Annotated in this window: 21 protein-coding genes; 11 read left to right on the top strand and 10 right to left on the bottom strand. The window is 33.0% G+C overall.

Features of this window, described 5'->3' with window-relative positions:
- Positions 1–108 precede the first annotated feature (108 nt).
- Together ACE94K_RS13420 and ACE94K_RS13415 are read left to right on the top strand one after the other, a co-directional pair.
- On the top strand, positions 109–1,776 hold the full coding sequence (locus ACE94K_RS13420) for a DUF4832 domain-containing protein (protein WP_378173076.1): 1,668 nt from the start codon (positions 109–111) through the stop codon (positions 1,774–1,776).
- 290 nt (positions 1,777–2,066) lie between these two features.
- Complete coding sequence (locus tag ACE94K_RS13415; protein WP_378173074.1) at positions 2,067–2,303, top strand: CDGSH iron-sulfur domain-containing protein; 237 nt, start codon at positions 2,067–2,069, stop codon at positions 2,301–2,303.
- A gap of 57 nt (positions 2,304–2,360) precedes the next feature.
- Here the strand turns inward: ACE94K_RS13415 and ACE94K_RS13410 are convergent, their stop codons facing one another.
- Positions 2,361–3,677 (bottom strand): serine hydrolase domain-containing protein, encoded by a 1,317-nt coding sequence (locus ACE94K_RS13410; RefSeq protein WP_378173071.1) that lies wholly within the window; start codon positions 3,675–3,677, stop codon positions 2,361–2,363.
- Positions 3,678–3,874: 197 nt separating this feature from the next.
- On the bottom strand, positions 3,875–4,291 hold the full coding sequence (locus tag ACE94K_RS13405; protein WP_378173068.1) for a MotA/TolQ/ExbB proton channel family protein: 417 nt from the start codon (positions 4,289–4,291) through the stop codon (positions 3,875–3,877).
- 177 nt (positions 4,292–4,468) lie between these two features.
- Here ACE94K_RS13405 and ACE94K_RS13400 point away from each other — a divergent pair, with 177 nt between their 5' ends.
- The 3 genes from ACE94K_RS13400 to ACE94K_RS13390 all read left to right on the top strand — a co-directional run bounded on the left by ACE94K_RS13400 (position 4,469) and on the right by ACE94K_RS13390 (position 6,868).
- Positions 4,469–5,590, top strand: coding sequence for a sensor histidine kinase (locus ACE94K_RS13400; RefSeq protein WP_378173066.1), 1,122 nt, complete (start codon positions 4,469–4,471; stop codon positions 5,588–5,590).
- A complete protein-coding gene (locus ACE94K_RS13395) occupies positions 5,580–6,290 on the top strand; it encodes a LytR/AlgR family response regulator transcription factor (protein ID WP_378173063.1) in 711 nt (236 codons plus the stop codon). Before ACE94K_RS13400 ends, ACE94K_RS13395 begins: the two co-directional genes overlap by 11 nt.
- A gap of 128 nt (positions 6,291–6,418) precedes the next feature.
- A complete protein-coding gene (locus ACE94K_RS13390) occupies positions 6,419–6,868 on the top strand; it encodes a hypothetical protein (protein WP_378173060.1) in 450 nt (149 codons plus the stop codon).
- A gap of 76 nt (positions 6,869–6,944) precedes the next feature.
- Here ACE94K_RS13390 and lpdA read toward each other — a convergent pair whose 3' ends face one another.
- Positions 6,945–8,351 (bottom strand): dihydrolipoyl dehydrogenase, encoded by a 1,407-nt coding sequence (gene lpdA / locus ACE94K_RS13385; RefSeq protein ID WP_378173057.1) that lies wholly within the window; start codon positions 8,349–8,351, stop codon positions 6,945–6,947.
- Positions 8,352–8,567: 216 nt separating this feature from the next.
- Here lpdA and ACE94K_RS13380 point away from each other — a divergent pair, with 216 nt between their 5' ends.
- The gene (locus ACE94K_RS13380; RefSeq protein WP_378173055.1) at positions 8,568–10,139 is read left to right on the top strand and encodes a right-handed parallel beta-helix repeat-containing protein; all 1,572 of its coding nucleotides are present in this window, start codon (positions 8,568–8,570) and stop codon (positions 10,137–10,139) included.
- Between the two features lie 215 nt (positions 10,140–10,354).
- Here ACE94K_RS13380 and ACE94K_RS13375 read toward each other — a convergent pair whose 3' ends face one another.
- Complete coding sequence (locus ACE94K_RS13375) at positions 10,355–11,182, bottom strand: leucine-rich repeat domain-containing protein (RefSeq protein ID WP_378173052.1); 828 nt, start codon at positions 11,180–11,182, stop codon at positions 10,355–10,357.
- A 97-nt stretch (positions 11,183–11,279) separates the two neighbouring features.
- Complete coding sequence (locus ACE94K_RS13370) at positions 11,280–12,167, bottom strand: type II CAAX prenyl endopeptidase Rce1 family protein (protein ID WP_378173049.1); 888 nt, start codon at positions 12,165–12,167, stop codon at positions 11,280–11,282.
- Positions 12,168–12,384: 217 nt separating this feature from the next.
- On the opposite strand from ACE94K_RS13370, the gene ACE94K_RS13365 reads away from it, so the two are divergent.
- Genes ACE94K_RS13365 through lspA form a run of 3 tightly spaced genes read left to right on the top strand, consistent with a single transcriptional unit; the run spans position 12,385 to position 14,030 of the window.
- Complete coding sequence (locus ACE94K_RS13365) at positions 12,385–12,918, top strand: GNAT family N-acetyltransferase (protein ID WP_378173047.1); 534 nt, start codon at positions 12,385–12,387, stop codon at positions 12,916–12,918.
- A 2-nt stretch (positions 12,919–12,920) separates the two neighbouring features.
- Positions 12,921–13,463, top strand: a complete 543-nt coding sequence (locus ACE94K_RS13360; protein ID WP_378173044.1) for a hypothetical protein — start codon at positions 12,921–12,923, stop codon at positions 13,461–13,463.
- 45 nt (positions 13,464–13,508) lie between these two features.
- Complete coding sequence (gene lspA / locus ACE94K_RS13355) at positions 13,509–14,030, top strand: signal peptidase II (protein ID WP_378173041.1); 522 nt, start codon at positions 13,509–13,511, stop codon at positions 14,028–14,030.
- 47 nt (positions 14,031–14,077) lie between these two features.
- On the opposite strand, the gene ACE94K_RS13350 is transcribed toward lspA, so the two are convergent.
- The 4 genes from ACE94K_RS13350 to glyA form a co-directional block, all read right to left on the bottom strand.
- A complete protein-coding gene (locus ACE94K_RS13350; RefSeq protein WP_378173039.1) occupies positions 14,078–15,358 on the bottom strand; it encodes a hypothetical protein in 1,281 nt (426 codons plus the stop codon).
- A 344-nt stretch (positions 15,359–15,702) separates the two neighbouring features.
- A complete protein-coding gene (locus tag ACE94K_RS13345) occupies positions 15,703–16,758 on the bottom strand; it encodes an IS110 family transposase (RefSeq protein ID WP_378172582.1) in 1,056 nt (351 codons plus the stop codon).
- Between the two features lie 475 nt (positions 16,759–17,233).
- Positions 17,234–20,428: an AsmA-like C-terminal region-containing protein gene (locus ACE94K_RS13340; RefSeq protein ID WP_378173036.1), complete on the bottom strand. Its 3,195-nt coding sequence runs from the start codon at positions 20,426–20,428 to the stop codon at positions 17,234–17,236.
- A gap of 297 nt (positions 20,429–20,725) precedes the next feature.
- The gene (gene glyA, locus ACE94K_RS13335; protein ID WP_378173033.1) at positions 20,726–22,000 is read right to left on the bottom strand and encodes a serine hydroxymethyltransferase; all 1,275 of its coding nucleotides are present in this window, start codon (positions 21,998–22,000) and stop codon (positions 20,726–20,728) included.
- 203 nt (positions 22,001–22,203) lie between these two features.
- On the opposite strand from glyA, the gene fahA reads away from it, so the two are divergent.
- Positions 22,204–23,484 carry a fumarylacetoacetase gene (gene fahA / locus ACE94K_RS13330; protein ID WP_378173030.1) on the top strand — a complete coding sequence of 427 codons (1,281 nt, stop codon included), beginning with the start codon at positions 22,204–22,206 and terminating at the stop codon, positions 23,482–23,484.
- A gap of 110 nt (positions 23,485–23,594) precedes the next feature.
- The gene (locus tag ACE94K_RS13325; protein ID WP_378173028.1) at positions 23,595–24,782 is read left to right on the top strand and encodes a hypothetical protein; all 1,188 of its coding nucleotides are present in this window, start codon (positions 23,595–23,597) and stop codon (positions 24,780–24,782) included.
- Between the two features lie 90 nt (positions 24,783–24,872).
- Here the strand turns inward: ACE94K_RS13325 and ytxJ are convergent, their stop codons facing one another.
- Positions 24,873–25,268 carry a bacillithiol system redox-active protein YtxJ gene (ytxJ, locus tag ACE94K_RS13320; protein ID WP_378173025.1) on the bottom strand — a complete coding sequence of 132 codons (396 nt, stop codon included), beginning with the start codon at positions 25,266–25,268 and terminating at the stop codon, positions 24,873–24,875.
- Between the last annotated feature and the right edge of the window lie 139 nt (positions 25,269–25,407).

Below are 25,407 nucleotides of genomic sequence, written 5' to 3'. Positions count from 1 at the left end.
TTCTAATGATTCATCTTTATTCTTTTACTTTAAGGTTGATCATTATTTTCTATGTGGATGTTTATATCCTTTTAGAAAAAACACCAATACTCGTAAACTCTTAACCTCATGAAAAAGTTAATTACCCTCTTACTTTTTGTAATCTTAGTTCAAACCAAGACTTTTGGTCAAAATCAAATTAGTCACACCTATCCTAAAACGGATGGTCCAGATAAAAACCCTTTAAAAGGCTGGAATTCTGGTTGGTGGGATAGCTATGATATTGCATCGGTTGGATTCCAATATTTAAAATGGAAAGATTTTGAACCTACCAATGATAATTTTAATTACGATGCTGTAGAAGACGTTATCAATAGACCGGGATCTAAAGGAAGACATGTTATTTTAAGACTGTATGCTGACTGGTTTGGTTCAGAACAAACATCTGATGCAGGTCCAGCTTGGCTTTATAATGATATAGGAGTAGCTAGGTTACAATACGGCGGTAAGTATATTACTGATTATAATGACAGTAATTACATAAGTCAAGCTATAGAAGCCATAACAGCATTAGCTACTCGTTATAATGATGATCCAAGAATATATGCCATTCAGTTAGGGATTTTAGGATATTGGGGAGAATGGCATACCTTTAGTTATGACGATCCTAATTTTGATATTTCTGAAACAGCCAAAACAGAAATAATTAATACCTACAAAAGCAACTTTTCTAATAAACAATTAATGGGTCGCTATCCCTGGAGAGAGCCTTTATCTTCTACCAGTAGTATAGGGTTTCACAATGACTTTTTTGTTCCCAACAACGGACACAGTGACGAGTTTGACGATGCTATTGAACTAGGAAACAAATGGCGTCAAGGACCCGTAGGAGGCGAAGTTCCTCCTATTAATGATAGCGATGGTTTTATGACAGCACTATACGAAACCTCAACCGGCATGAACATGATAGAAACGGGCCATTATTCTACAATGAAAGTTGGCAGCGATGAGCGGCCTTGTGCTAACGACCCTAATGGTTCAAGATGTTCAGGATTTTTGGCAATGCACCGAAAAATGGGATATAACTTCCAGATCGAATCCGCTTTATTCTCAGAAACCCTTAATAATACTGATAATCTAGCTATAGATATTACCATTTCTAATATTGGAGTTGCGCCAATGTATTATAACTGGGATCTACAATTTGCCTTAATCGATCAAAACAACCAGTCGGCACAGGTATTTGATGTTGCCTATGACTTAACCTCTATATTAGACGATACTGGACAAACCATTACTTTATCTAGCCCGTTAACTGTATCCACTGGTGATTACAGATTAGCAGTACGGCTCATTCAACCAGATGCGGATATGGCTAAAAATGAGCCTTGGGGATTAGATGCCAGAAACACCTATATTCTCTTCTCTAATGAAATGACCGTCATTGATGGTCAATGGGATGCAAATAATGCTTTAATAGGTGGATGGTCTATTTTAGGAGATATTACAGTTCAGGATGTAACACTAGGAATAAACGAGTATAAGCCATTAAATAAATTAGTATCTATTTATCCAAATCCATCTAATAAAAACATTACCATATTAAACAAGAGTGATATCGGTTTAACGAGAATACAGTTCGTTGATATGATGGGTCGTGTAATTCAAAGAACTCATATAGAAAACTTGACGAATCATACAACAATAATGGATATTTCTCATCTATCGGCTGGGATATATCATCTTATTCTGGACTTTGGCACCAGTAAGGTTCAAAAACGATTGATAAAACAATAACCTTTTTTGAATGTCGTAGCGCCAAAATTTGGATCAATTTTAACTCGAGATTGCTAATTACCAAACACTTGGCCAGCATAAATAAAATAGATCAAATCGTAATTATCGTATCAGGAAATATTGTAAAAGGGATACACATCAAAGACTGATCGAAGTACATGCCAGCTGAGATCGTATTTATTAATATTAGCGCGTATCTAATAAAGCCAGAATCATAACAACATTCACTTGCCAATTTGTTTTCAATCTAAATGCTTTTTGTAGTATTTTAGAATCAAAATATACAAATTATGAGTACACCAAAAAGAGCTGGTAATGAACCTGTAGGAATTGAATTAGAAAAGAATAAAAACTATGCCTGGTGTAGTTGTGGTTATAGTGAGAATCAGCCGTTTTGTAATGGAGCACATAAGAAAGAAGGCGGGGTTCCTATGATTTTTTCTGTAGAAGAAGAAAAAAAGGCTTTTTTATGCACTTGTAAATTAACAAGTAATCCTCCTTACTGTGATGGAACGCATAAGAATTAATCAAACCTCTCTATTTTAATTTCTGTATCTAAAAATAGAGAGTTATAATACTTGAGCTTATTTCTTTTTGAAATATACCTTATTTCCATTTAGTTCTAAAATCATTTTGTCTTGATCAGGCAGGAAATTTAAGGTTGCTCCAGCTTTATCGGATTTAAATCCATCTTTTATGTAGCAAACCAATGGAAATGTAGGCCCATCTTTGGCATCTACAATTAACACAGTATCTTTTTTTGTAATTGTTATCTGAAAAGGAAATGACTGACTAGTATAAACACCTAAATACATATCTAACTCTTCTGTTTTTAGCTTTAATGGTTCTTTAAACTCCGGAAGTTGATAGTCTTTATCATAATAACTCTTTAAAACATTGACAACAAACTCATTTGGCGACATAACAATTCCATTACCTAAATATGAAATTGATAGGTTTTCGTTCGGCAAATACAAGGTAAGTGATTGAAACCCATCAATACTTCCATTGTGACCATATGCTTGTTTATCAAAAAAGGTTTCACCTCCTAACCCAATTCCCATTCCACTAGAAGTATCCATCATTTTTTCTAAGGAAGCTTTATTTACCAATTTTCCTGAAAATAAATTATGGTAAAAAACATTTAATTCTGTTGGTGTCGATACTATAGCACCCGCACCAACCGGAACACTCATATGTGTTTCATTTTTTATTAATTGCCAATTAGAATCTTCCATAACATAGGATAATGCTTCATTTTGTCTTGTATTAATTTTTGCTCCATAGGCAGTTCTATTTAATTCTAAAGGCTTTATGATTCTTGATTCTAGAATCTCCGCATAGGTTTTGCCTTCAATCTCTTCTGCGATATAGGAAAGTAATAAATAGTTGGTATTAGAATATGCTGTTTTCTCATCGGGTTGAAAATCGACATCCTTTTTTACCAACCTATCCATCATTTGTTCCCTAGTATTTGAAACCAACATCCATTTCATAAAATCCTCGTCTTCTGTTAGATTAAACAAACCACTTCGGTGCCTTAATAGATGCTCTATTGTAATTTTACCTGCATTAGGTACTTGAGGAAAATATTCGCTTAAGAGAGTATCCAGACTTAATTTATTTTCATCCACCAACTGCATGATCAAGGTTGCAGTAAAAGTCTTAGTTATAGAACCAATTCTATATTTAGTATTTTGGTTCGATTCTATTTTATTTTTTATATCGGCATATCCAATGGAGTTATGGTATACTTCATTTCCTTTCTGAAATATAGAAATACTTCCCATCCCTTTATTGTTCTTATCGACAAGATCAAACAAACTGTCTATTTTTGCCTTATTAAATGTCTGTGCTTGTATTGTAGTCCCTATCAAAAGAGCTATTATTACTTTTTTCATCTTTATATTTTTAATGAAATTTTTATACGAAAATCAGAAAACCATCTCATATTATAGTAACATGATTCATAAGGAATTGATTAATTCCTATCACCTAGTTTTAAAAGGTTTTCCAAAATGAAGTCTAGGATTATAAGTTCATTTTATTCACCAACTGTAATAGTGAAATTTGAATAAACAAAGAGTACAAAGAGTTGCTACATTTCTTCTTTCTGAATCCAAGTAAAAACAATAGAAGCTACCCTGGAAATTATAAATACACAAAAACCAAAAATTGGTGGAAGCGCTGAAACCTTTAGACCTCCGGCAAACATGGCGGTTGATATGTCTCCTACCGCTTCTACCTGATCAAACATTCCAACAATACCGATTAGCTGACCTAACATTCCCCAAACCAATGTTAAAAGACCAACAGAATTTAATAGTTTAATATTCTTATCTAACTGAGATTTGCCCTTTTTCAGCACTATTACAGCTCGTACGATCAGAAACAAAACCAGTAAAAGCATCATTAAAATAGGAAACATAAAAAAAAATCCTCCTTCTTCTAATCTCTGAAAAAACTGCATGAAAAGTAATGGTTGTCGTAGTGGAATCATACTTAGTGATATCATAATTTATTATTATTTTGAATTAAACTTATTCAAAAGTAATTTCTAATATTTGGGTGTTATTTTTTTTTCGTTCACTTACTAATTACACAATGCTTTTAACCGATTCTGTGCGCTTTATGGAGATATAGATCCAATATTGCTAAAAAGAGTTCTAATCCGGTTATTCGTCCAAAAATAATGTTTGAAAAACAAAAATTGCAGATATTGTACCTCATTATGATTTCAAAGGATTTTATTCTTAAAAAAGCTGCAACTTTTCTATTGCACACAATCTTTTGGGTAGTGGTCTTATTCGGCTACACGTATTTTTTTGGATATAATACAGAAGACATCAATTATGTTTTTTCCTTCTCTTTGTTTCTTATGCCAGTAACTATAGGAACAACCTATTCGGTTACAAACCTATTGATACCAAAGTATTTAATCAATGAAAAATATCTTTTATTTGCATTGTATTGTTTATATACGGTTATTATTTCGGCATATTTCATCGTTATTTCATTTTTTTACGGCCTCATATTTTTATCTTCTTTAAAATTTGAAGGAATGGCTCCAATGACTCGTAGTCCTTTTTTTCTATTTGTTGCTGTATACTTTGTTGTCTTTGTTGCCTGTGCGTTGAGTCTGGCTAAACATAACTATAAATCAACAACTGCGAACCAAGCGCTAAAAACCAAAATTCTCGAGGCTCAACTAAAACTTAAAGAACAAGAATTGAACTATCTCAAGATGCAAATCCACCCCCATTTTTTGTTTAATACATTAAATACGTTATATGGATATGCTCTACAAAAATCAGAAGACACTCCAGAAATGATCCTTAAATTATCAAATCTTTTAGATTATCTTTTATATCAGTCTGATAAGCCTTTGGTTTCTCTGCTTGAAGAAATAAATCATATTGAGGATTATGTAGCTTTAGAAAAAATGCGATTTAGCAATGTACTTGATATTACGTTACATTTTGAAAATATAAATAATACTATTGAAGTAGCGCCAATGTTATTACTTCCTTTTGTAGAAAACAGTTTTAAACACGGCAAAATTGTTGATCAAAAACTTTCTATAGATATCTGTTTACAGTGTACCGAAAGTCAACTCTACTTTAGAGTAAAAAATTCAATCCATAATAAACCATCAGCATCAAAAGATAACAATGGTATTGGATTAAGTAATATCAAAAAACGACTATCCTTAGTATATAATGATAATTACGATCTTAAAATTTCGAAAAATACGAATTGGCACATTGTAGAGTTAACCATCAAAAATTTAAAAACACCTACTTATGAACACTAAAATATCGTGCATTATAATAGATGATGAACCTACAGCTAGAGATATCATCGCAGATCACTTATCAAAGATTGATCGTATCGAAATAATCGCTAGATGTAGTAATGCTCTGGAAGCTTTTAATTATATCAATTCTCAACAAGTAGATCTCATATTTCTGGACATCAATATGCCCGAAATATCTGGAATCTCTTTTGCTAAATCCATCAATAAAGAGATCAAAATCATTTTTACAACTGCCTATAGGGAATATGCCATTGATGGTTTTGACCTACACGCGGTAGATTATTTACTTAAACCGATTTCTTTTGAACGTCTTCTGAACGCTGTAAATAATTACTTCGAAATACACCATAAAGTCCTACCTGCAAAAGCTGAAGAAATAAAATCAAATGATTTCATCTTCGTTAGATCCGATAGAAGAATGAAGAAAGTAGATTTTTCAGAAATAATTTATGTAGAAAGTTATAATGATTACCTCAAAATTCATTGCAATACTGAAACTATTGTAACAAGAGAAACCATTAGTAATATCGAGGCTAAATTACCTGTTCAGCAATTTATGAGGACACATCGCTCATACATTATATCTATTAAAAAAATTGATTCATTTTCTAATGAAGAGTTAATTTTAAGTAATAAATCTATCCCTATTAGTAGAAACTATAAGACCGAGGTACTAAATAAGCTTGAGAACTTATAGTTTCCAAACATAAAAAGTGTTTTACACATGTTAACAAAACATTATGATTTAAAGACGCAACTTCTCTTACATATTTGTATCTTCAACTATAGTAATAAAATTATTATTCACTTTTAAAACTAACAATTATGAAAAAAACACTGTTATTATTATTGATCGTACCATTTTTATTTACCAATTGTAGTGATGACGATGACGGTGGAAACACCATTGAATTCACAACTTATACATTAGCCGAAGTAGATGGTTCCATGATTTCCGGAACAGCTACTTTTACCAAAATAAACGATACTACTACAGAAATTACGGTAGCACTTTCAAATACTCCTGCTGGTGGTGATCATCCTATGCACATTCATATGAATGATGCCGCAACGGGCGGAGGAATTGCCATCACCTTGACAAATATTGATGGTGATACCGGGTTGAGTACAACTACAGTAACTCAACTTGATGATGAAACCGCTATTACCTACGAAGGACTAATTGCATATGATGGATACATCAATGTTCATTTAAGTCCTACAGAACTTGCTACTATTGTTGCACAAGGTAATATTGGAAGTAATGTAAACTAATGTTCACCATATTTGTAAACAAAGAAAAGCGAACCTTAACGGTTCGCTTTTTTATTTTATCGTTGTTTTATGAAAACTATACGTGCAATGCTCTATTATCTGTAGCTGCTAATGCAGCTTCTTTAATGGCTTCAGTAAATGTAGGATGCGCGTGTGACATTCTACTAATATCTTCTGCAGACGCCCTAAACTCCATAGCAGTTACAGCTTCGGCAATTAAATCAGCACAACGAGCTCCGATCATATGAACCCCAAGAACTTCGTCAGTTTTTTCATCAGCCAATATTTTTACAAAACCATCTAAATCTGCACTAGCTCTTGATCTACCTAGTGCTCTAAACGGAAATTGTCCGGATTTATATTTCACCCCGGCTTCTTGTAGTTCTTCTTCGGTTTTACCTACGGCTGCAACTTCTGGCCAGGTATATACAACTCCCGGAATCAGGTTATAATCAATATGTGGTTTCTGTCCTGCTAAAACTTCTGCAACAAAAACACCTTCTTCTTCTGCTTTATGTGCTAACATCGCTCCTTTTACGACATCACCTATAGCATATATATTATTCACCGAAGTTTGTAAGTAATCATTTACTTCTACCTGTCCTCTATCGGTAAGTTTCACTCCAGCAGCTTCAGCATTCAATCCATCTGTAAACGGACGACGTCCTACAGAAACCAAGCAATAATCACCTTTGAATTCAACCGGATTTCCTTTTTTATCATCAGCTGTAATAGTAACTTGTTTTGCAGTTGCTTTTACAGCAGTAACTTTATGAGAAGTATAAAATTTAACACCTTGTTTTTTCATAACTTTCTGTAATTCTCTGGATAGTGCTTTGTCCATTCCCGGAATAATTCTATCCATATACTCTACTACAGAAACTTCTGCACCTAATCGACAGTACACCTGTCCTAATTCTAGGCCTATGACTCCTCCACCGATAATCACTAAATGCTTCGGCACCTCTTTTAATTTTAATGCCTCTGTAGAAGTAATAACTCGTTTCTTGTCAATAGTTATGAAAGGTAATGAAGATGGTTTAGACCCAGTAGCTATAATGGTATTTTTTGCTTCGATGGTTTCTGTACTACCATCATTTTTAGTGATATTGATATTTGTCGAATCCTTAAAAGATCCAATTCCCTCAAACACATCTATGTTGTTCTTCTTCATCAGAAAACTAACGCCATCACAGGTTTGATCTACCACAGTTTGCTTACGCGCTATCATTTTCTCCAGGTTGATTTTTACATCTCCCGGAATCTCGATTCCATGATCCGAAAAATGTTTTACAGCGTGCTCATAATGATGAGAAGAATCTAATAGTGCCTTACTTGGGATACACCCAACATTAAGACAAGTTCCACCAAGTGTTGAATATTTTTCTATAATTGCAGTTTTCATTCCCAGTTGTGCGCAACGAATAGCTGCTACATATCCACCAGGACCAGAGCCGATTACGGCTACATCATATGTACTCATAAGAGATTATTATGTTGGCATATTAAATTAGAAAAACAAATGTACAAATGTTTTACCTCTTACAGAAAGGATAGTCTAGTCAAATTTTTATTAAAAAAGCAATATTAGTAGTGATTAAAAAGTTATACATTTATTCCATCTATATACTTTTAAAAAAAGATGTTATTCTTTTATACAAGGTATTGGTCATATTTTAATAAACATAGCAATTAAATAATGCGTTATTTATCATCTCTTGTCTTGCTTGCAGTTATAGTTTTATGGAGTTCGTGCCGTAAAGATTTTGAAGCAGATCCCAGTACAGGTAATTTAGAATTCTCTACAGATACACTATTTTTAGATACAGTTTTCACAAATATCGGTTCTAGCACCTATAGTTTTAAAGTATATAATCGCACAGATAATGATCTGAATATACCTTCCATAGCTTTGGAGAGAGGAGAAAATTCTAATTATCGATTAAATGTAGATGGAATTCCCGGCAAATCGTTTGAAAACATACAGGTACTTGCCAAAGACAGTATTTTTGTTTTTGTAGAAACTACCACTGATATTACGCAACAAACCGGTGACTTAGAATTTTTATATACAGATCGTGTCCTTTTTGATCCTAGCGGAAGCCAACAAGATGTGGATTTAGTAACACTGGTTAAAGATGCTGTGTTTTTATTTCCATCCAGAGATGATGAGGGAATGGTAGAAACACTACTTCTCGGAGTGGATGATAATATGGAAGAAATTCGGATCGAAGGGTTCTTCTTAGAAGATGACGAACTCACGTTTACTAATGAGAAACCTTATGTCATCTATGGATTTGCTGCTATCCCACCAGATCGGACGTTAACTATTGAAGCAGGAGCAAGAATACATTTCCACGATCGATCCGGAATTATTGCTGCCAATAATTCGACATTGTTGGTTAATGGAGAAATTAGTACAGATCCTGAAACTCTGGAAAATGAAGTGATTTTTGAAAGTGATCGATTAGAACCCGGATTTAGTGATATTCCCGGTCAATGGGGATTTATTTGGCTCACAGCCGGTAGTACAGGTCATATGATCAATCACGCAACTATTAAAAATGCGACCGTGGGTATATTAATGGATTCTAATGACGGCGGTACAGATCCTACACTAACTATTAGAAATTCGCAAATCTATAACAGTGCTAATATCGGATTACTAGGCCGTACGGCTAATATTCTTGGGGAAAACCTAGTAATAAATAACTCTGGGCAAACTTCTTTATACGCTTCTTTTGGGGGTACCTACAATTTTAACCACTGCACATTTGCTAATTATTGGAATACCAGTTTTAGGGATACTCCATCTGTTACCATAGATAATTTCTTTACTGTTAGAGATGAAGGCGGAAATATTACAGAAATTCTTGTAACAGACTTATTAGAAGCTAATTTTACGAATTGTATCATCTATGGTAATGAAAATCTGGAATTAGGCATCAATAAAGCAGATGCCGATGGTATTGTTTTTAATTACAACTTCAAAAATTGTTTAATCCGGTTTAATGACTTTAATGGTCAGTTTTTGGATAATGAATTATATGATTTTACGAATACTGGTTTATACGAAAATGTGATTCTTAACGAAGATCCGGATTTTAAAGCTCCTTTTGATAATATGCTAAATATTGGAGAAGACTCTGCTGCTAATGGGCAAGCTACTACTCCAACATCCGGAAACGATATTTTAGGAATACCCAGAAATACAGCTGCTCCGGATATCGGAGCATATGAAAGTACGTCTTTTGAGGTGGATGGGAATTAAAATATAATCTTTCAGAAATCAATCCCTTCTAAAAGACAACAAATTATATTATACTATGAGTAAATTCTTTTTTAATTACATCGCTCTTTTTCTTAATTGACGAAAATAATTAGTTGACTAAAAATATTGTTTTTAAGTGTCTTCTTTAAAATTATTGAAATAACAATTATTTTTATTATTCTATTCGATAGTTTTTGGAAGTAGTTGTGTTATAACTAAAAAATTATTTTCGTATCAGTTAAAGCTTCTTGAATACGCTGTTGTTCTTTTTCTGAAAAATTATTGTTACTTAGTTCCAGGACTTTAAGTGATGAAAATCCCTTTAAATTTTTAGGTAACTTCTGCAAACCATTATTTCTAAGTAACAAAACTTTTAAATTTGGCAAAGACCTTAGTTTATCTAGTAAATCTTCAATCAAAAGCTCGGGATTATTGTCCAACATAACGCCTTCAAGGTTTTCTAAAGTGTCCAAATTTTCCGGAAGCATTTTGAGGTGATTATCTGATAATGCCAAAATTTTAAGTGATTTAATTTTTGACAAAACATCAAATGCTTGTTTCACATCAAGTTCGGGATTATTTTTTAAATGTAACTCTTGCAGTTTATTGAGATCTGATAAAGAAACTGGAATTTCTTTCAAATTGTTACCACTTAAATATAAAAAATCTAAATTCTTAATCCCTGATAAAACACTACTAGCTTGTAAAAAATGAAGCGCTGGATTTTCGGATAAATCTAGTTCTCTTAAATTGGACATCTCGACCAATACCTCTGGTAAAACTCTAAATTTATTGCCTCTCAAATTAAGCACTGATAGTTCATCCAATTGATTAAATTCTGGAGGCAGGTAATTAATATTATTATATTTTAAACTAAGAAGTGTAAGGTTCGAAAACTTGGTGATCACATTTGGAATCTCATTTATATTACAATTGGTTAAATACAGAGATTCTAGATTTGATAGTTTTTCTATTTCAAAAGGAAAGCTTTCGAATTCTTCACAGTTTGGATGAAACCATTTTACTTTATCAGAAACTTTCATTGCTTCAGAAAGAGAAGTGTATCTTTTATTTTGAGTATATCCTGCGAATTGAAATGTCGAAAATAAAATAACTAATAGAATTTTTCTCATCTTTTTGTTAGCCCAATAAATTATTACTAATACGAGTAATACTGCTTATTTTATGCTTGTGTGATATCCAAATATAGGATAAAAAACCAACGATTGCCCATATTCCAAGAATTGCAAAATTTGCTACAAACTTATGCTCGCCAAAATCCATTTCAAATAAAACGATCATAATAGAATTAATTCCCCCGTGAACAAAAACAGCAGGCCACACACTATTTGAATTGATAGTCAACCATCCCATAAAAAATGATATGCAAACAGTAGTTAATGGAAACAGAAGAAACGCACCCCAAATGGGATATTCAGGATAATTCATTCCATTAATTATTAAAGGAAAATGCCAGAATCCCCAAACTAATCCTAAAAATACTAACGATTTAACTACACCATTCTGTTCTAATAGCTTTTTTTGAAGAAAACCTCTCCATCCTACCTCTTCGCCTATCGTTAACAAGCTTATAATAAGAGAGAAACCAATTCCCGATAGTATAAAGTTTAAAATAAAAAATGGTACACTCTGTATATCAGTGCCTAGTAATAAAGGAATTTGGATAGCATTTATCTTTCCGTAACTAAATGAAAATGCATTGTTTGTTCCCAAGCCTATTTTTTCGAAAAACCAAATACTTATCAAAGTAATTATAGAAGGCACCAATAAACTATACAGAATATATAAAGGTTTTCCCAACTTCCAATTTATATATTTAATTCCTTTTTTAGTCTTTATTAAATAGATAATGGCTCCAATACCTGGAAAGAACATTGATAATCCGATAAAAACCTGAAAATACTCATAGTTTTCTCCACCTTGAGTTATTACAAAAATCTGGATAATATAAGTTGCAATTAATAGTATAAAAAGATACAACCAAACACCTTTTTCTAATTTTATCATCCCTCTGGAATTTTTAATAGATTATCAATTTTTATTCCATTCTTTATAAAACTCACAACCAAATATTATTCTTAAATTATAAAGCTACAATTCGTTCTGTCTTTTCTTCTAGTATTATGTGAATATCGCTTAATTTTAATGATATAGTACAATTACGATTTTTAAGGAATTTAATGATAATCTTTACTCTCAATTAGAATTAATTTTAATAATCAATATGAGCAAATACCTATTTCAATCTAAAAGACTTGGTTTCCGTAATTGGACACTGGATGATCTCAGTCCTCTAGCCGAAATGAATAACGATGGTGAAGTGATGGAGTTTTTTCCTTTTAAACCTTCTAGAGAAGATACTAAAGAGTTGATACTAAGAATGCAAAAACAATTTGATAAAAATGGGTTTTGTTATTTTGCAGTAGACATTCTTGAATCTAAAGAATTTATTGGTTTTATTGGTCTCTGTGAACAGACCTATTTAAAAGATAAACCATCATTTGTAGATATCGGCTGGCGATTAAAAAAAAGTGTGTGGAATCAAGGATATGCAACTGAAGGTGCTAAAGCATGTTTGGATTTTGGGTTTCACACAATCGGTTTAGATACTATTTATTCTGTGGCATCGAAAATTAATCTAAAATCCATTGCTGTAATGAAGAAAATTGGAATGACCAAGGTTAAGATATTTAAACACCCTAAATTAATTGGTTATCCGGATTTAGTATCTTGTGTGTTATATCAGAAACTGAAATAGTTATGCGGGCAACAACAAAAAAACTTTTTATGATTTTTGTTTTGGGCTGTGTATTTTTTTTGTCAGCTCAAGACGAAAAATTCCACCAAAAGATCAATCAGGATATGTATGGCAACTTTTCTGAAGCTTTCCAAAAGTTAGATTTTACATTATTTGAATCCATTCATAGTAAAAAAATGATCAGAATATCGGGTGGTGAAGGCGGAGAGATTAGAAGCGTAAAAGAATATTTAGCCGGATATAAAAAACGATGGAATGATCCCAAGAAAAAAGCTTCACCTATCCATTTTAGGCTATTCGAAAGAATTACTTCGGATTCAATAGTATCTGATCGTGGTATTTACAGAGTCACTTATAAAAATGATCAAGGGGAAACCGAATATTCTTATGGCCAATTTCATGTTTTATTACAACTAGAAAATGGTTTCTGGAAAATATTGATAGATTATGATGCTAATGAAAATAATACAATCAACAAAACATCCTACGATAAAGCTTATCAATTATCAGACTACCAAAATTACTGGACACTTAGAAATAAGTAAGTTCTTATTGCTACAAGCTAAAAATTACATCGTTATTAATAGTATATGAAAAAAATAACTGGAAAAATAAGAGTGTTACTCATATTATCTTTGGTACTTGTAAATATTGGATGTGACCAAATATCAAAGACTGTTGTAAGAAAAACCATTGCTCCTAATGAGAAAATTGACGTTTTTCAAAATAATTTTGTTTTGACTAAACTAGAAAATAGCGGTGCTGCTTATAGCTTGGGGGCTGATTTGGCTCCTGTACTAAAAATTATCTTCTTACAAATAGTTCCAGTAGTTGTTTTGCTAATCTTGTTACGATTGATTCTAACCAATACAGGTTACTCTAAGGAAACAATCTTTGGTTTTACCTGTATTATTGGCGGTGGTATTGGAAATCTTTATGACCGGATTATCCACGGATCGGTTACTGATTTTATGATTGTGAATTGGGGTATCATTAAAACAGAAATATTTAATTTGGCAGATGTTTCTATAATGATTGGATCTTTTATCATCCTGATTACGGCTCTTTTTAATAAGAAAGGATCTTTTTTAAAAGAAAAAAAAGCATACTAATAAAGCTGAGTCAAAAAAACAATCTAAGATATCATCAGTATTCATACCTAACAGTCGTGATATTCTGGTGCTATTTTAACTTCTAATCCAGTTAATTTTTCTATTCGTTCTTTATAAGCATCAAATACTGAGCACGCTCCATTTAGTACCGAATAAATTTTGGAGTTATCCTTAAAATTAATTTCTAAATACGCGCCCCCAGCACCCTTTGCAGGAAGTATATTTTGAATGGTAAACTGTTTTATGGTATCCTTTTTAAAGGTTTGAGAGTAGGATTGGTCGGCAAAACCAATCCTAGAATTTCTATCGTCAATCCAAATCATCGGTTTCTTCGATTCTAATATAGAAGGTCTACGTTTTACCCTATTGTTCCTTTTGTAATCACCCGACGTTCTTACCCGATCAGAAAACTCTAAATACGAACTAATTTCGATAATAGATTCATATGATCTATCAATTAACAAATCGGTATATTCTCTTTGATTTCTAACAGAAAACGAGGTATATCCCCCATTAAATTGCCAATCACTATCATAAGTATATACAAGTGAAAACAATATGTCATTGACCTTAAAAGATATGCTATTTTGATCATCTCTTTCATATCCGGGTATTTGATGATCAGGTTTAAAATCTTTGATGAATCTCTTCTTGATTTTGTAATAACTTTTATCTGAATTGCTAGAATCAATGCAATGCGTATAAAAATGAAGCACTGGTACATCAGTCCTGCTAGTATCAACATAATAACCAAAGTCTTTTAACACTAAGTTACCTATTCGAACGGGGTATGTAAATTTTAAGATTTTTTGTCTATATGGAGACTCTTCTATGGATACATTTGGGTTTCTTCTTAATTCATCATAGGTTGTATCCCAATAAATAAAATCTTTTTCAGGAGAAAGTATTTCAAAACCTAACCCATAATCCGCATATTGTTCTTGGAGTATCTTAAAGTTGCTAGGATGTAGTTTTCTCCATATTTCTTTCTTGGTCTCCTCCTTTTTGTATACATTATTAAAAAATGTTTGATCGTCAAATCCTAATTTATCAGATAAGCTATTATATATTTGCTTAAATCCCGAATAGTTTGTTGGCAAATAGTTTTGATGAAAATCAAATAAAAAAAGTAGCGATTCCTTATTTCTATTTATTACGATATAAGCATATTGGAGATTGTTAATATTCACTTCACAGCTGTGGATACCGTAATCGCCAGTACAAATTATTCTATTATCAAGCATCTCAATTTTCCCATCAGAAGTTTCTTTTGGAAATATGTATTTTGGAGATACCGAAGCGGAAAATATCTTTTTGAGGATTTTCATGTCATATATATAATCCCTAACAACTGATCCTATGAAAAGCACTAGCTCAGTTTTTCAAAGTTAATATTTATATTTTAATTATCTCATAATGATTACTTTGAAGTGTTTAAATGTTGGCAATTCTCTTCCTTTTGTTGCAAATTGTCAACATTTAAATACTTTATAACTTGCTCCGCATCCTATATGTGATCAGCTTCTAGAGCCGTCACCAGCATCTGTATGATTATAAGCTATAATAAACCTGTTCACTTGCTATAAAAATGTGATATCAATGATACTGATTCACCCACGTTGTTTTGTGATACAGGCTTTACTACTTCTTTGTGAGCTTTGTTATCTGTTAATTATTCTATGACTCCTACAGAGTAAGGTATCTCTGTTTTGATTACTGCTAAGGTTCGACTCAATAATTTGCGAGCCACCTTAATGATTATTGTCTTTACGTTTTTGCCTAAATGTTTACGATAATAGCCCTGCATTACTGGGTCTGTACGTATAGCCTGCCATGAGGCTTCTATAAAATAGCTCCGCATCAATCGATGGGCTCTCATTGTGATTCCACTACTCCTTTGATGGTCTCCGCTTTGATGGATACCAGGAGCTAACCCAACATAACCTGCTAGATGTTTAATACTGTTAAAACGACGTAAATCCCCTAATTCACTTATAATACCACAAGCTACAATACCTCCAATACCAGGGATACTCCTCAACAAATAATAATCCTTTTTATAATGTTTGCGGCAATAAGCTCGTAGTTTAGTGGATACATCTCGTATTTCTTTATCTATAAATCTAAAATAACGCATCCTACTATCTAAGGTCTCACGAGCTGTAGAATATCTAAAAACAACTCCATCTACCCAATAACGAAATTTATGACTCCAATGATCATTATCAAACTCTTCAGGAATAGGAATACCAAAATATAATAATTGCATTTTTATATAGCTCTTTACGCGTCTATAATCCTTAACCAAATCATTACGCCTTCTAAAAAGGCTCCGAAGATGTTCCTGTTTTAATTCAGGAATATGAATACTTTCTAGTCTTCCATCTTTTAATTCTCTACTAATCAGTTGGGCATCTATTTTATCTGTTTTTGTATATTTCTCCTTGCCTTTTCGATGAATGTCTGCTGGGTTTACCACTAAGGAATTCCAACCATAACTCTCAAATTTTCGATGGGCATAGTAACCACAACAGCCAGCTTCGTAAGCAGTTGTAACCCTGTAATCTGGAAAATGTTTAGTAACATATTCTAATAAAACCTCTGGCTTAGGAGGCATCGTAAACGATTTACCAGAAAATAAATCAGTGGAGCAATGTATCTTCCAACTTCGCTTGTGAATATCAATACCAATGTATAAATTTGATTGGGCAGTCAGTTCAGTTTCCATGTCTTAGTGTTTTTGTGAACTTTAAAGATACTGGACTTACTGCTTTTTCATTGATGCTATTATAAATATACTTTTTATACCCTATCAATCTCAAGGAATGGTTTTATATTCGTAATGTATCTTTTCATAAATTTTATTTTCCAAATTTATGACTTCGATTTCCGGATGTCTAGAATTGAGCCTTAAATCTCTTGGACTCATTATTAGTCGAATATTATGATTGCCATTTTAAGACAATACAAAAAACTTCTTCAATGGCTTCGTCAACTATTACAATACATCCAATCGTTACTAATGTTCTATGGATAAAATACTATTATTTATTATGGGTAAGCAGATTATAGAAAAATATACAAATTAAAGCGAGAGCACATATATTATACTATTCGTTTTCAATACTTTATCGTAATTTTTTTTTCTAAAAACATCATTTACCATCTATTTTACAACACACACGGAAATCATCCTTCACAACTTACTTTTCTTTTTTCTTACCTAAAGAAATCTTATAATCATCTATACTTCCCTTTATTTTTAAATTAAGGTATTTTATTCTTTCGTTAGGATCCAGTTCTACAATTTCATCTTCGCGCTCTGAACTAATAATTGTATCCTTTTTGTTTCCAAATAATTTTTGCCAGGAAGCTTTTCTTACTGTTTTCCAAGGAATACGTAAATAATAGTCAATATTTTGATCACTATCATGCGTCCCTGACAATTCTATATGCCCCAAAGTAGACTCGATCCTCATAGCGGGAATATTAATTTTTCCTTTCCTTATATCTAAGCTATTTTGTAAAGTGTCAAATCGAATATTTTGCAGGTTTTTATCTCCCATATAATCAGAGAGTGCCTGCATAGGATCATAATTTTTTAATCGTCCGTTCAATACTTTTACATCCATTTCTATGATAGATTGATCAAGGTCTGGCACCATATCTGGATATACTCTAATCTTACCCTTAATTTTAGAGGTCAATTTGCCTTGTAAATTTTCTGAAACCAGATGATCTTGCCCAAAATTTTCAAATTTGAACAATAATTTATCCAAATCAACATTGTTCATTACCAAATCTGGTTGCATGTAAATATGCTTTGGATCACTACCGTTAAAATATCCTCGCAATCGAATATTTCCTCCGGCTGCATCCATATGCAGCGTATCAACATAAATGTAATGATCGGGTGTTGTTCTCATTGCTGCTTTAATATTTTGAAGATCTATTCTATGGTATATAAAATGAGAAACATCCGCCTTAAACTGCATATTTGTAAATGGCAATTCATATAAATTAAAGGCTTCTGCGTGTTCCTTTACATCCTCGGTTTTTGTAGTTACAACCTCGGTTGATTTTGCCGGGCTCGTTTTAAAATTGAAAAGTGCGTCATAATCTATATAATTCGCTTTTATTGCAAAGTAATTATCCCTTTTCTTTATTTGTTGATCTTCTCCTAGATAGTAATTTAAATCAAAATTAAAATTGGTGGCACCAATCTCGCCGTGAAAATCTTTTATCACTACATGTTCATCTTCATAATGAATGTTTCCTCTAAAATTATTGAATCGAAGCGGATGTAATTTCATTTTTGTATCCAGTTTGTCTAAAGTCAAATCAATTGAATGCAAAGACGAATCCTTATAATGCATACTAGAGACAAAGTGCAATGTTAAATCATCAAATTCCTCGTGTCTATATTCTTTAGGAACATAATTTTCTCCCTTATAAGAAAAGACATCTTCTAGTCGTAACTTATCAGAACTGAGATTGATATCTAAATCCACATCGCCGTTAAGTTGAGGCTGCATCCAAAAAGCATAGTCATGTATTAATCCATCGAAATGAAAATCACTATCATCTATATATCCCGTAAAATCTACTATTTTAAGGTCCTTCTCATCGATTAACACATCGGCGTGAAAATCATGTAGTTTATGCGGATAGTGCTTTAAGTCTGCATACAAACTATCGATAAAAAATTCACCTTTTGGCAAATATTTAGACTCGATAAAATCTTTTGCAGAAGTTTTAAAAGAAAGTCCTAGGCTTAGCTCTTTTATTTGTTCATCCAAACCGGATTGGATAGTGTCCTGTTTTGAAAAACCTGTTAATTCTGCAATATCTAAATACTTAGAAGTAATATCCAAATGGGCTTCTACCGGTATATTGGTATGATGTACAATGGCAGGTAAGTCCGATAGAAAACCATTTACAGATAGATCAGAATTGCCCATTACCATTTCAAATCGATGTAGCGATGCTTCTTTTCCATTCATAACTAAATGTACATTCAAATCGTGCAGCGCAGCAGGAAGTTCTTTGGCATCGAAACTTAAATCTTTTACGATCAATTCTGTAAAATATGCTTGATTGAGTTTTTCTAAGGCCTTTTCGGGATGATCAATATCAATAATATCGTGAAAATTCATCTTTAGCGATACCTCTCCCGACGGATCTTGTACCTGTTCTAACTCAAAAAAATCTACGATAAAATTCAGATTAAAATTAGAGTTGATTTGCATATCTACTTCTGGGGATTCAAAATTCTTTACAAAAATAGAACCTTCGAACTCTCCTTTTTCTAGAGAGGCTGTCATGTCGGTTAGCGAAAACTCCATAGTACTCGCATCTCTATTTTCACCATTGGTAAAATAACCATTGAATCCCATATTATCTATCTTCTTAGCTTTTTTAGTATTTTCTAAAAAAGCCTTTCCAGCTCCAAAATTAGCAAGGATAAAAGGCCTATTTCCTTTGTTTGCCGGCCCCTCGATTTTAGCATTAAAATAAATTTCTCCGGCATTTCTGTATTTTTCTAATACAGGAATGACATCTGTGGGAGCAAAAGCTATTAACATATCAAAATTGGGCTTTGTCCCCTCTATAGAAAGGTCAAGATCTACATCATTCTTTGTGTCTATAGAACCTTCAAGTTCAAAATCACCATTTTCCATCACGATACTAGAAGGTTGTATGTCCAGAATGCCTGTGTATTCATTAAACACCAAGTCTGTATGGACTTCAAAATGTTTATTATGGATGAAGGTAGTATCGCCGTCTTTGATAACATTTAGCTCAAAATGGGTGTCGATATGACCAGCAATGATACTGTCTTTTTGACTAAAACCACCTGTACCTGCATACATGAATTTTTCGACATCTGTATTTGTAGCTTCATCGAACGTATGGACATCTAGACTTTTAAATCGAATTTTTTTGAGATGAATATTGGTAGAAGATGATTCTGTTTCAGAAGTACCGGCTAAAGAGTTTTGAATATTTGTAGTGTTATTTTCGTGAATCACTATGTTAAAAACGCCTTCTTCTACCACCAAAGATTGGATATCATAATTTCCTTTCACCATATCCCAAAGATTAAAACCAATATAGATATCTTTTACATCCATAATGACGGGTGCATCATCTGCTTTGGTTTCTAATATTTTTACATCATATACTTTGATGGAGATATACGGAAAGTTGCCAAAAAGAGATAATTCGCTTTTCCCAACCTTAATAAGGGCTTTATGCTCTTTATTTAACGTTGCGATCTCACCTTGAATAATTTCGGATTGGTTGCTCTGAATATATAGTAATATCCCTCCTATTACTAAAATCGGAGTTAAAATTAGTAGTATCAAAATTCGTTTCCAGAATTTTTTAATCTTCAAAGTAGATATATTTAGGGTTACAAAAGATGTTTGACTTTAAAAGTAACGAATTCGGATCAAAAAACAGTATTTAGGATTCCAATTCGTTTTTTAAATTACAGCTAACTTATTTACGTCAACACTTCTTAAACGCAATGATTTATAAATATTTAATTCGATGATTACATTTTATTTTCTGATTTAAAAATAGTACAAATTCCATCTGAAATCAAAGCAATATCTGTGAATTACTAAACACTTACAAACAAAAATGCGTGACCATAAGTCACGCATCACATTTTATATATTTGAAAATCGTTAGGCTACAAATAATGGTTTATCAGCCATCATAGCATTTACATCATTAGCGATATTATGCAATTCCTCTTCGTTTTCCACATTTTGGATCACTCTATCAATCAGCTCTACAATGGCTAACATATCGTCTTGTTTCAACCCACGTGTGGTCACTGCCGCCGTACCGATACGAATTCCCGAAGTTACAAAGGGAGACTTATCATCAAATGGTACCATATTCTTATTAACGGTGATTTCGGCAACTCCTAATGCTTCTTCTGCCTGTTTTCCGGTTACGCCTTTATTTCTAAGGTCAATCAACATCATATGATTATCCGTACCTTGAGAAATTACTTCGTATCCTTTTTGTACAAATGCTTCTGCCATGGTTGCTGCATTCTTCTTAACCTGAATAATATAGTGTAAAAACTCATCGGTTAATGCTTCTCCAAATGCAATCGCTTTGGCCGCAATAATATGCTCCAACGGTCCTCCTTGATTTCCAGGGAATACGGCGCTATCCAATAAAGAGGACATCATACGTTTTTTACCATTTTTTAAGGTGATTCCAAAAGGATTTTCAAAATCTTTACCCATAATGATCAGTCCTCCTCTTGGACCTCTTAGTGTTTTATGAGTGGTTGTGGTTACTACATGACAATGAGGAACCGGATCAGCAATGACTCCTTTAGCTATTAATCCCGCAGGATGTGCGATATCTGCTAATAAAATGGCTCCCACACTATCTGCAATCTCTCTAAATCTCTTGTAGTCGATCTCTCTGGAATATGCAGACGCTCCAGCAATAATCAATTGTGGCTTTTCTGATGTAGCAATTTCTTGAATCTTATCATAGTTTAATCTTCCCGTCTCCTTCTCTACTCCATAAAATACCGGATTGTATAATTTACCAGAAAAGTTTACCGGTGATCCGTGTGTTAGATGTCCTCCGTGAGAAAGATCAAAACCTAAAATCTTGTCTCCTGGTTTCAAACAGGCGTGATATACTGCTGTATTGGCCTGTGATCCAGAATGCGGCTGGACATTAGCATACTCAGCACCAAACAATTCTTTAGCGCGATCGATCGCAATTTGTTCTACTACATCTACTACAGAACAGCCCCCGTAATAACGTTTACCGGGATAGCCCTCTGCATATTTATTGGTGAGTACAGAACCAGCTGCTTCCATTACTTGTTCACTTACAAAATTCTCTGAAGCGATCAATTCTAATCCATTAATCTGACGCTCTTTTTCGTCCTGAATTAAATCAAAAATTTGTTCGTCGCGTTGCATGTTATTTTTATTATAATAATGATGTCAAAAATAGAAACATTCCATAAAATAAGCTGATGGAATCCTAATAAATATGAACATTTTCTTCACAATTAGAAATATCACATTTTTTGGTTAACTTTCACAGAAATAAAATAGGTAAAACGTTCGAAAATTATATATTTGATCATAAGAACTACCAACAACTGATTAAAAAAAAGATAATGCCCATAACCGCAAATAACCCAAATAGAAAAACATGGATTAAAACTCCTGCTCAAACAGATTTTCCAATTCAAAATATTCCTTTTGGTGTTTTTCTTACCAGAGACGACGTAATAACTATAGGAACAAGAATTGGGAATACCGCTATTGATCTAGGAGCATTGCATCAACTTGGTTATTTTGATGGAATTCCGTTAACGGATGACATCTTCTTACAGGATTCATTAAATGATTTTATCTCTGACGGAAAAAAAACCTGGAGATTAGTTCGTAATCGCATTGCCGAAATCTTTGATGCCGAAAACGATACGTTGAAAAAAAATAAAGAGCACTGTAAAATTGTACTGTTTACATTAGATGAAATAGAGATGCAACTACCGGTAACAGTTGGTGATTATACCGATTTTTATAGTAGCATCGAACACGCTACTAACGTAGGAACTATGTTCAGGGATCCTGATAATGCATTGCTTCCAAACTGGCTACACATACCTGTTGCCTATCACGGTCGCAGTAGCTCTATCATACCCTCAGGGATTCCCGTACATCGCCCTCAGGGTCAGAAATTAATCAACGGAACAGAAAAACCGATTTTTGGACCTTCAAGGTTAGTTGATTTCGAATTAGAGATGGCGTTTATTACCACAGATGCTAATCAATTGGGAGAACCCATTCCAATAGAAGAAGCCGAAGACTACATATTCGGTCTGGTCTTATTGAACGATTGGAGTGCACGAGATATTCAAAAATGGGAATATGTTCCTCTTGGCCCCTTCTTAGCCAAAAACTTTGCGTCTTCTGTATCTCCTTGGATTGTAACCTTAGATGCTTTAGAACCTTATCGCGTTGCCGGACCTAAACCCTTAAAAGAGCAACTTCCCTACTTACAATATAAGGGAAATAAAAGTTTCGACATAAATTTGGAAGTTGCGATCCAACCTGAAAAAGCTAAGGAGACTATAGTCTGCAAAAGTAATTTTAAGCATATGTATTGGAATATGTCTCAGCAACTAGCACATCACACGATAAATGGATGTCCTGTTAACTCTGGAGATATGATGGGCAGCGGAACCATTTCTGGTCCAACTCCTGATTCTTATGGATCTATGCTCGAACTTAGTTGGAGAGGAGAAAAACCCGTTCAACTTAATGAAGGTGGAAGCCGTAAATTTATTGAAGACAATGACACCGTTATTATGAGAGGTCATTGTGAAAAAGATGGTGTCCGAATAGGGTTTGGAGAAGTATCCACCAAATTGCTACCGGTATTTAAAAAATAAAAACTATCATCGCTTTAAGTTCCCAAAAACCTCAAAATAATCTTCTTTGAGGTTTTTTTAGTACCTTTTGGCACCAAAATTGAATACTAGTACCCCAAACTGATTACACTATGAAAAGAGTTCTACTTTTATTCCTTACTACAGCATTTATAAGTTCTTGTGGTAGTAAGAAAAAAACATTTACTGCACTAAATACCGGAAACTATGATCAGGCGATCAATACCTCTATCAATAAACTAAGAGGAAACAAAAACAAAAAAGGAAGACAAGATTACATTCTTATCTTAGAGGAAGCCTTTGCAAAAGCTGTAGAACGGGATTTAAATGCTGTTTCATTTCTGGAAAAAGAAGGAAATCCTGCCAATTTAGAGCGAATTTATAACAGTTACAATACATTAAAAAAGAGACAAGAACGAATACGCCCATTGCTGCCGCTTTATCACGTTGAACAAGGACGTAATGCTAATTTTACTTTTGAGAATTATGACCAACAAATATTGAATACAAAAGAGAATTTAACCACCTATTTATTTAATAACGCGAAATCATTACTAACCAATGCTTCAAGAAAAACAGATTATCGCAAGGTCTATGATGATTTGGTATATCTTAATAAAATAAGTCCCGGTTACAAAAACACAAAAGAGCTAATTGAAGAAGCTCATTTTAAAGGAACCGACTTTGTAAAAGTAAGCCTGAAAAATCAAACAGATGTTATTATACCTAGAAGACTTGAAAATGATTTATTAAATTTTAGCACTTATGGACTGAATGATCTTTGGACAGTATATCATAGTGAACCGCAACGTTCTGTAAAATATGATTACCAGATGGAAGTTTCTTTTAGAGAAATCAATATATCACCAGAACAGATAAGAGAAAGACAACTAGAGAGAGAGAAACAAGTTAAAGATGGCTGGGAATACTTACTTGACGAGAATGACGAATTTGTTCGTGATGAAGAAGGTAATAAAATCAAAGTAGACAAAATGGTCACCGTAAGATGTGAATATTATGAGTTTATACAATTCAAAGAAGCACAAGTGGTAGGTAATGTTCAATATCGAGATCTTAATACCAAACAGTTACTAGATGCTTTTCCATTATCAAGCACTTATGTTTTTGAACATGTCTATGCAAACTACAATGGTGATAAACGAGCTTTAGATGATGATTTAATTCGTTATCTGGGATTACAGGCTGTTCAGTTTCCTACGAATGAACAGATGGTGTATGATTCTGGAGAAGATTTAAAAAACAAATTAAAAAGTATCATCACACGTTATAAGTTTCATTAGAAAATAACAATGTATAAAACACCCGTCTAAAATTTCATAAAAATTTTAGACGGGTGTTTTTATTATAGTTAATGCAAACTTTAAACCTAATTAAATAAATTGATGCAATACCTGTGGTGTGATAGCACTATGTGAGGCGTGATGCACTGCTACCCCATTACGAATCACAATAAATTGTGGAGATTCGTGATACACCTGAAATTTGGCAGTAATTTCAGAAGAAATATCTCTATGACTTAGAAGATCTAAATAATATAAATCTATTTGTTTTTCAGATAGATCAAAACTACTTTCAAAATTTTTAATCACCATCCTGCTTATCCCACATCGTGTAGAATGTTTAAAAATAGCTTGTGTTTTTATTTTGGATGCTTCTGCAATTATATCTAACTGCTGCAAGGATTTTAATTCTTGCCAGGGCAAAGCTTGTTTATCTTCTTTAGGTTCTTTGTTTTCTGATCCGAAAAATTTACCGAATAATCCCATACTGTTTTTATATGCTTAAAAATCATTGCAAAATTAACCAAATGATTTTGATAAATTGATATATATCAAGTTAAGTCGGAATAGAATTAATAACTTTACAATACGTCAAAATGTCTTTAAACTATTTATTTTTACTGAC

It is taken from the genome of Aquimarina besae (assembly GCF_042434905.1).
Classification (GTDB): Bacteria; Bacteroidota; Bacteroidia; order Flavobacteriales; family Flavobacteriaceae; genus Aquimarina.
The sequence above is the reverse complement of the archived record's forward strand: the minus strand, read 5'-3'. Positions and strand labels throughout refer to the sequence as shown.

Bases quoted from the DNA above. Each gene is read 5' to 3' on its own strand.
- ACE94K_RS13420 (WP_378173076.1), top strand. From the start codon at position 109: ATGAAAAAGTTAATTACCCTCTTACTTTTTGTAATCTTAGTTCAAACC.
- ACE94K_RS13415 (WP_378173074.1), top strand. From the start codon at position 2,067: ATGAGTACACCAAAAAGAGCTGGTAATGAACCTGTAGGAATTGAATTA.
- ACE94K_RS13410 (WP_378173071.1), bottom strand. From the start codon at position 3,677: ATGAAAAAAGTAATAATAGCTCTTTTGATAGGGACTACAATACAAGCA.
- ACE94K_RS13405 (WP_378173068.1), bottom strand. From the start codon at position 4,291: ATGATATCACTAAGTATGATTCCACTACGACAACCATTACTTTTCATG.
- ACE94K_RS13400 (WP_378173066.1), top strand. From the start codon at position 4,469: ATGTTTGAAAAACAAAAATTGCAGATATTGTACCTCATTATGATTTCA.
- ACE94K_RS13395 (WP_378173063.1), top strand. From the start codon at position 5,580: ATGAACACTAAAATATCGTGCATTATAATAGATGATGAACCTACAGCT.
- ACE94K_RS13390 (WP_378173060.1), top strand. From the start codon at position 6,419: ATGAAAAAAACACTGTTATTATTATTGATCGTACCATTTTTATTTACC.
- lpdA (WP_378173057.1), bottom strand. From the start codon at position 8,351: ATGAGTACATATGATGTAGCCGTAATCGGCTCTGGTCCTGGTGGATAT.
- ACE94K_RS13380 (WP_378173055.1), top strand. From the start codon at position 8,568: ATGCGTTATTTATCATCTCTTGTCTTGCTTGCAGTTATAGTTTTATGG.
- ACE94K_RS13375 (WP_378173052.1), bottom strand. From the start codon at position 11,182: ATGAAAGTTTCTGATAAAGTAAAATGGTTTCATCCAAACTGTGAAGAA.
- ACE94K_RS13370 (WP_378173049.1), bottom strand. From the start codon at position 12,167: ATGATAAAATTAGAAAAAGGTGTTTGGTTGTATCTTTTTATACTATTA.
- ACE94K_RS13365 (WP_378173047.1), top strand. From the start codon at position 12,385: ATGAGCAAATACCTATTTCAATCTAAAAGACTTGGTTTCCGTAATTGG.
- ACE94K_RS13360 (WP_378173044.1), top strand. From the start codon at position 12,921: ATGCGGGCAACAACAAAAAAACTTTTTATGATTTTTGTTTTGGGCTGT.
- lspA (WP_378173041.1), top strand. From the start codon at position 13,509: ATGAAAAAAATAACTGGAAAAATAAGAGTGTTACTCATATTATCTTTG.
- ACE94K_RS13350 (WP_378173039.1), bottom strand. From the start codon at position 15,358: ATGAAAATCCTCAAAAAGATATTTTCCGCTTCGGTATCTCCAAAATAC.
- ACE94K_RS13345 (WP_378172582.1), bottom strand. From the start codon at position 16,758: ATGGAAACTGAACTGACTGCCCAATCAAATTTATACATTGGTATTGAT.
- glyA (WP_378173033.1), bottom strand. From the start codon at position 22,000: ATGCAACGCGACGAACAAATTTTTGATTTAATTCAGGACGAAAAAGAG.
- fahA (WP_378173030.1), top strand. From the start codon at position 22,204: ATGCCCATAACCGCAAATAACCCAAATAGAAAAACATGGATTAAAACT.
- ACE94K_RS13325 (WP_378173028.1), top strand. From the start codon at position 23,595: ATGAAAAGAGTTCTACTTTTATTCCTTACTACAGCATTTATAAGTTCT.
- ytxJ (WP_378173025.1), bottom strand. From the start codon at position 25,268: ATGGGATTATTCGGTAAATTTTTCGGATCAGAAAACAAAGAACCTAAA.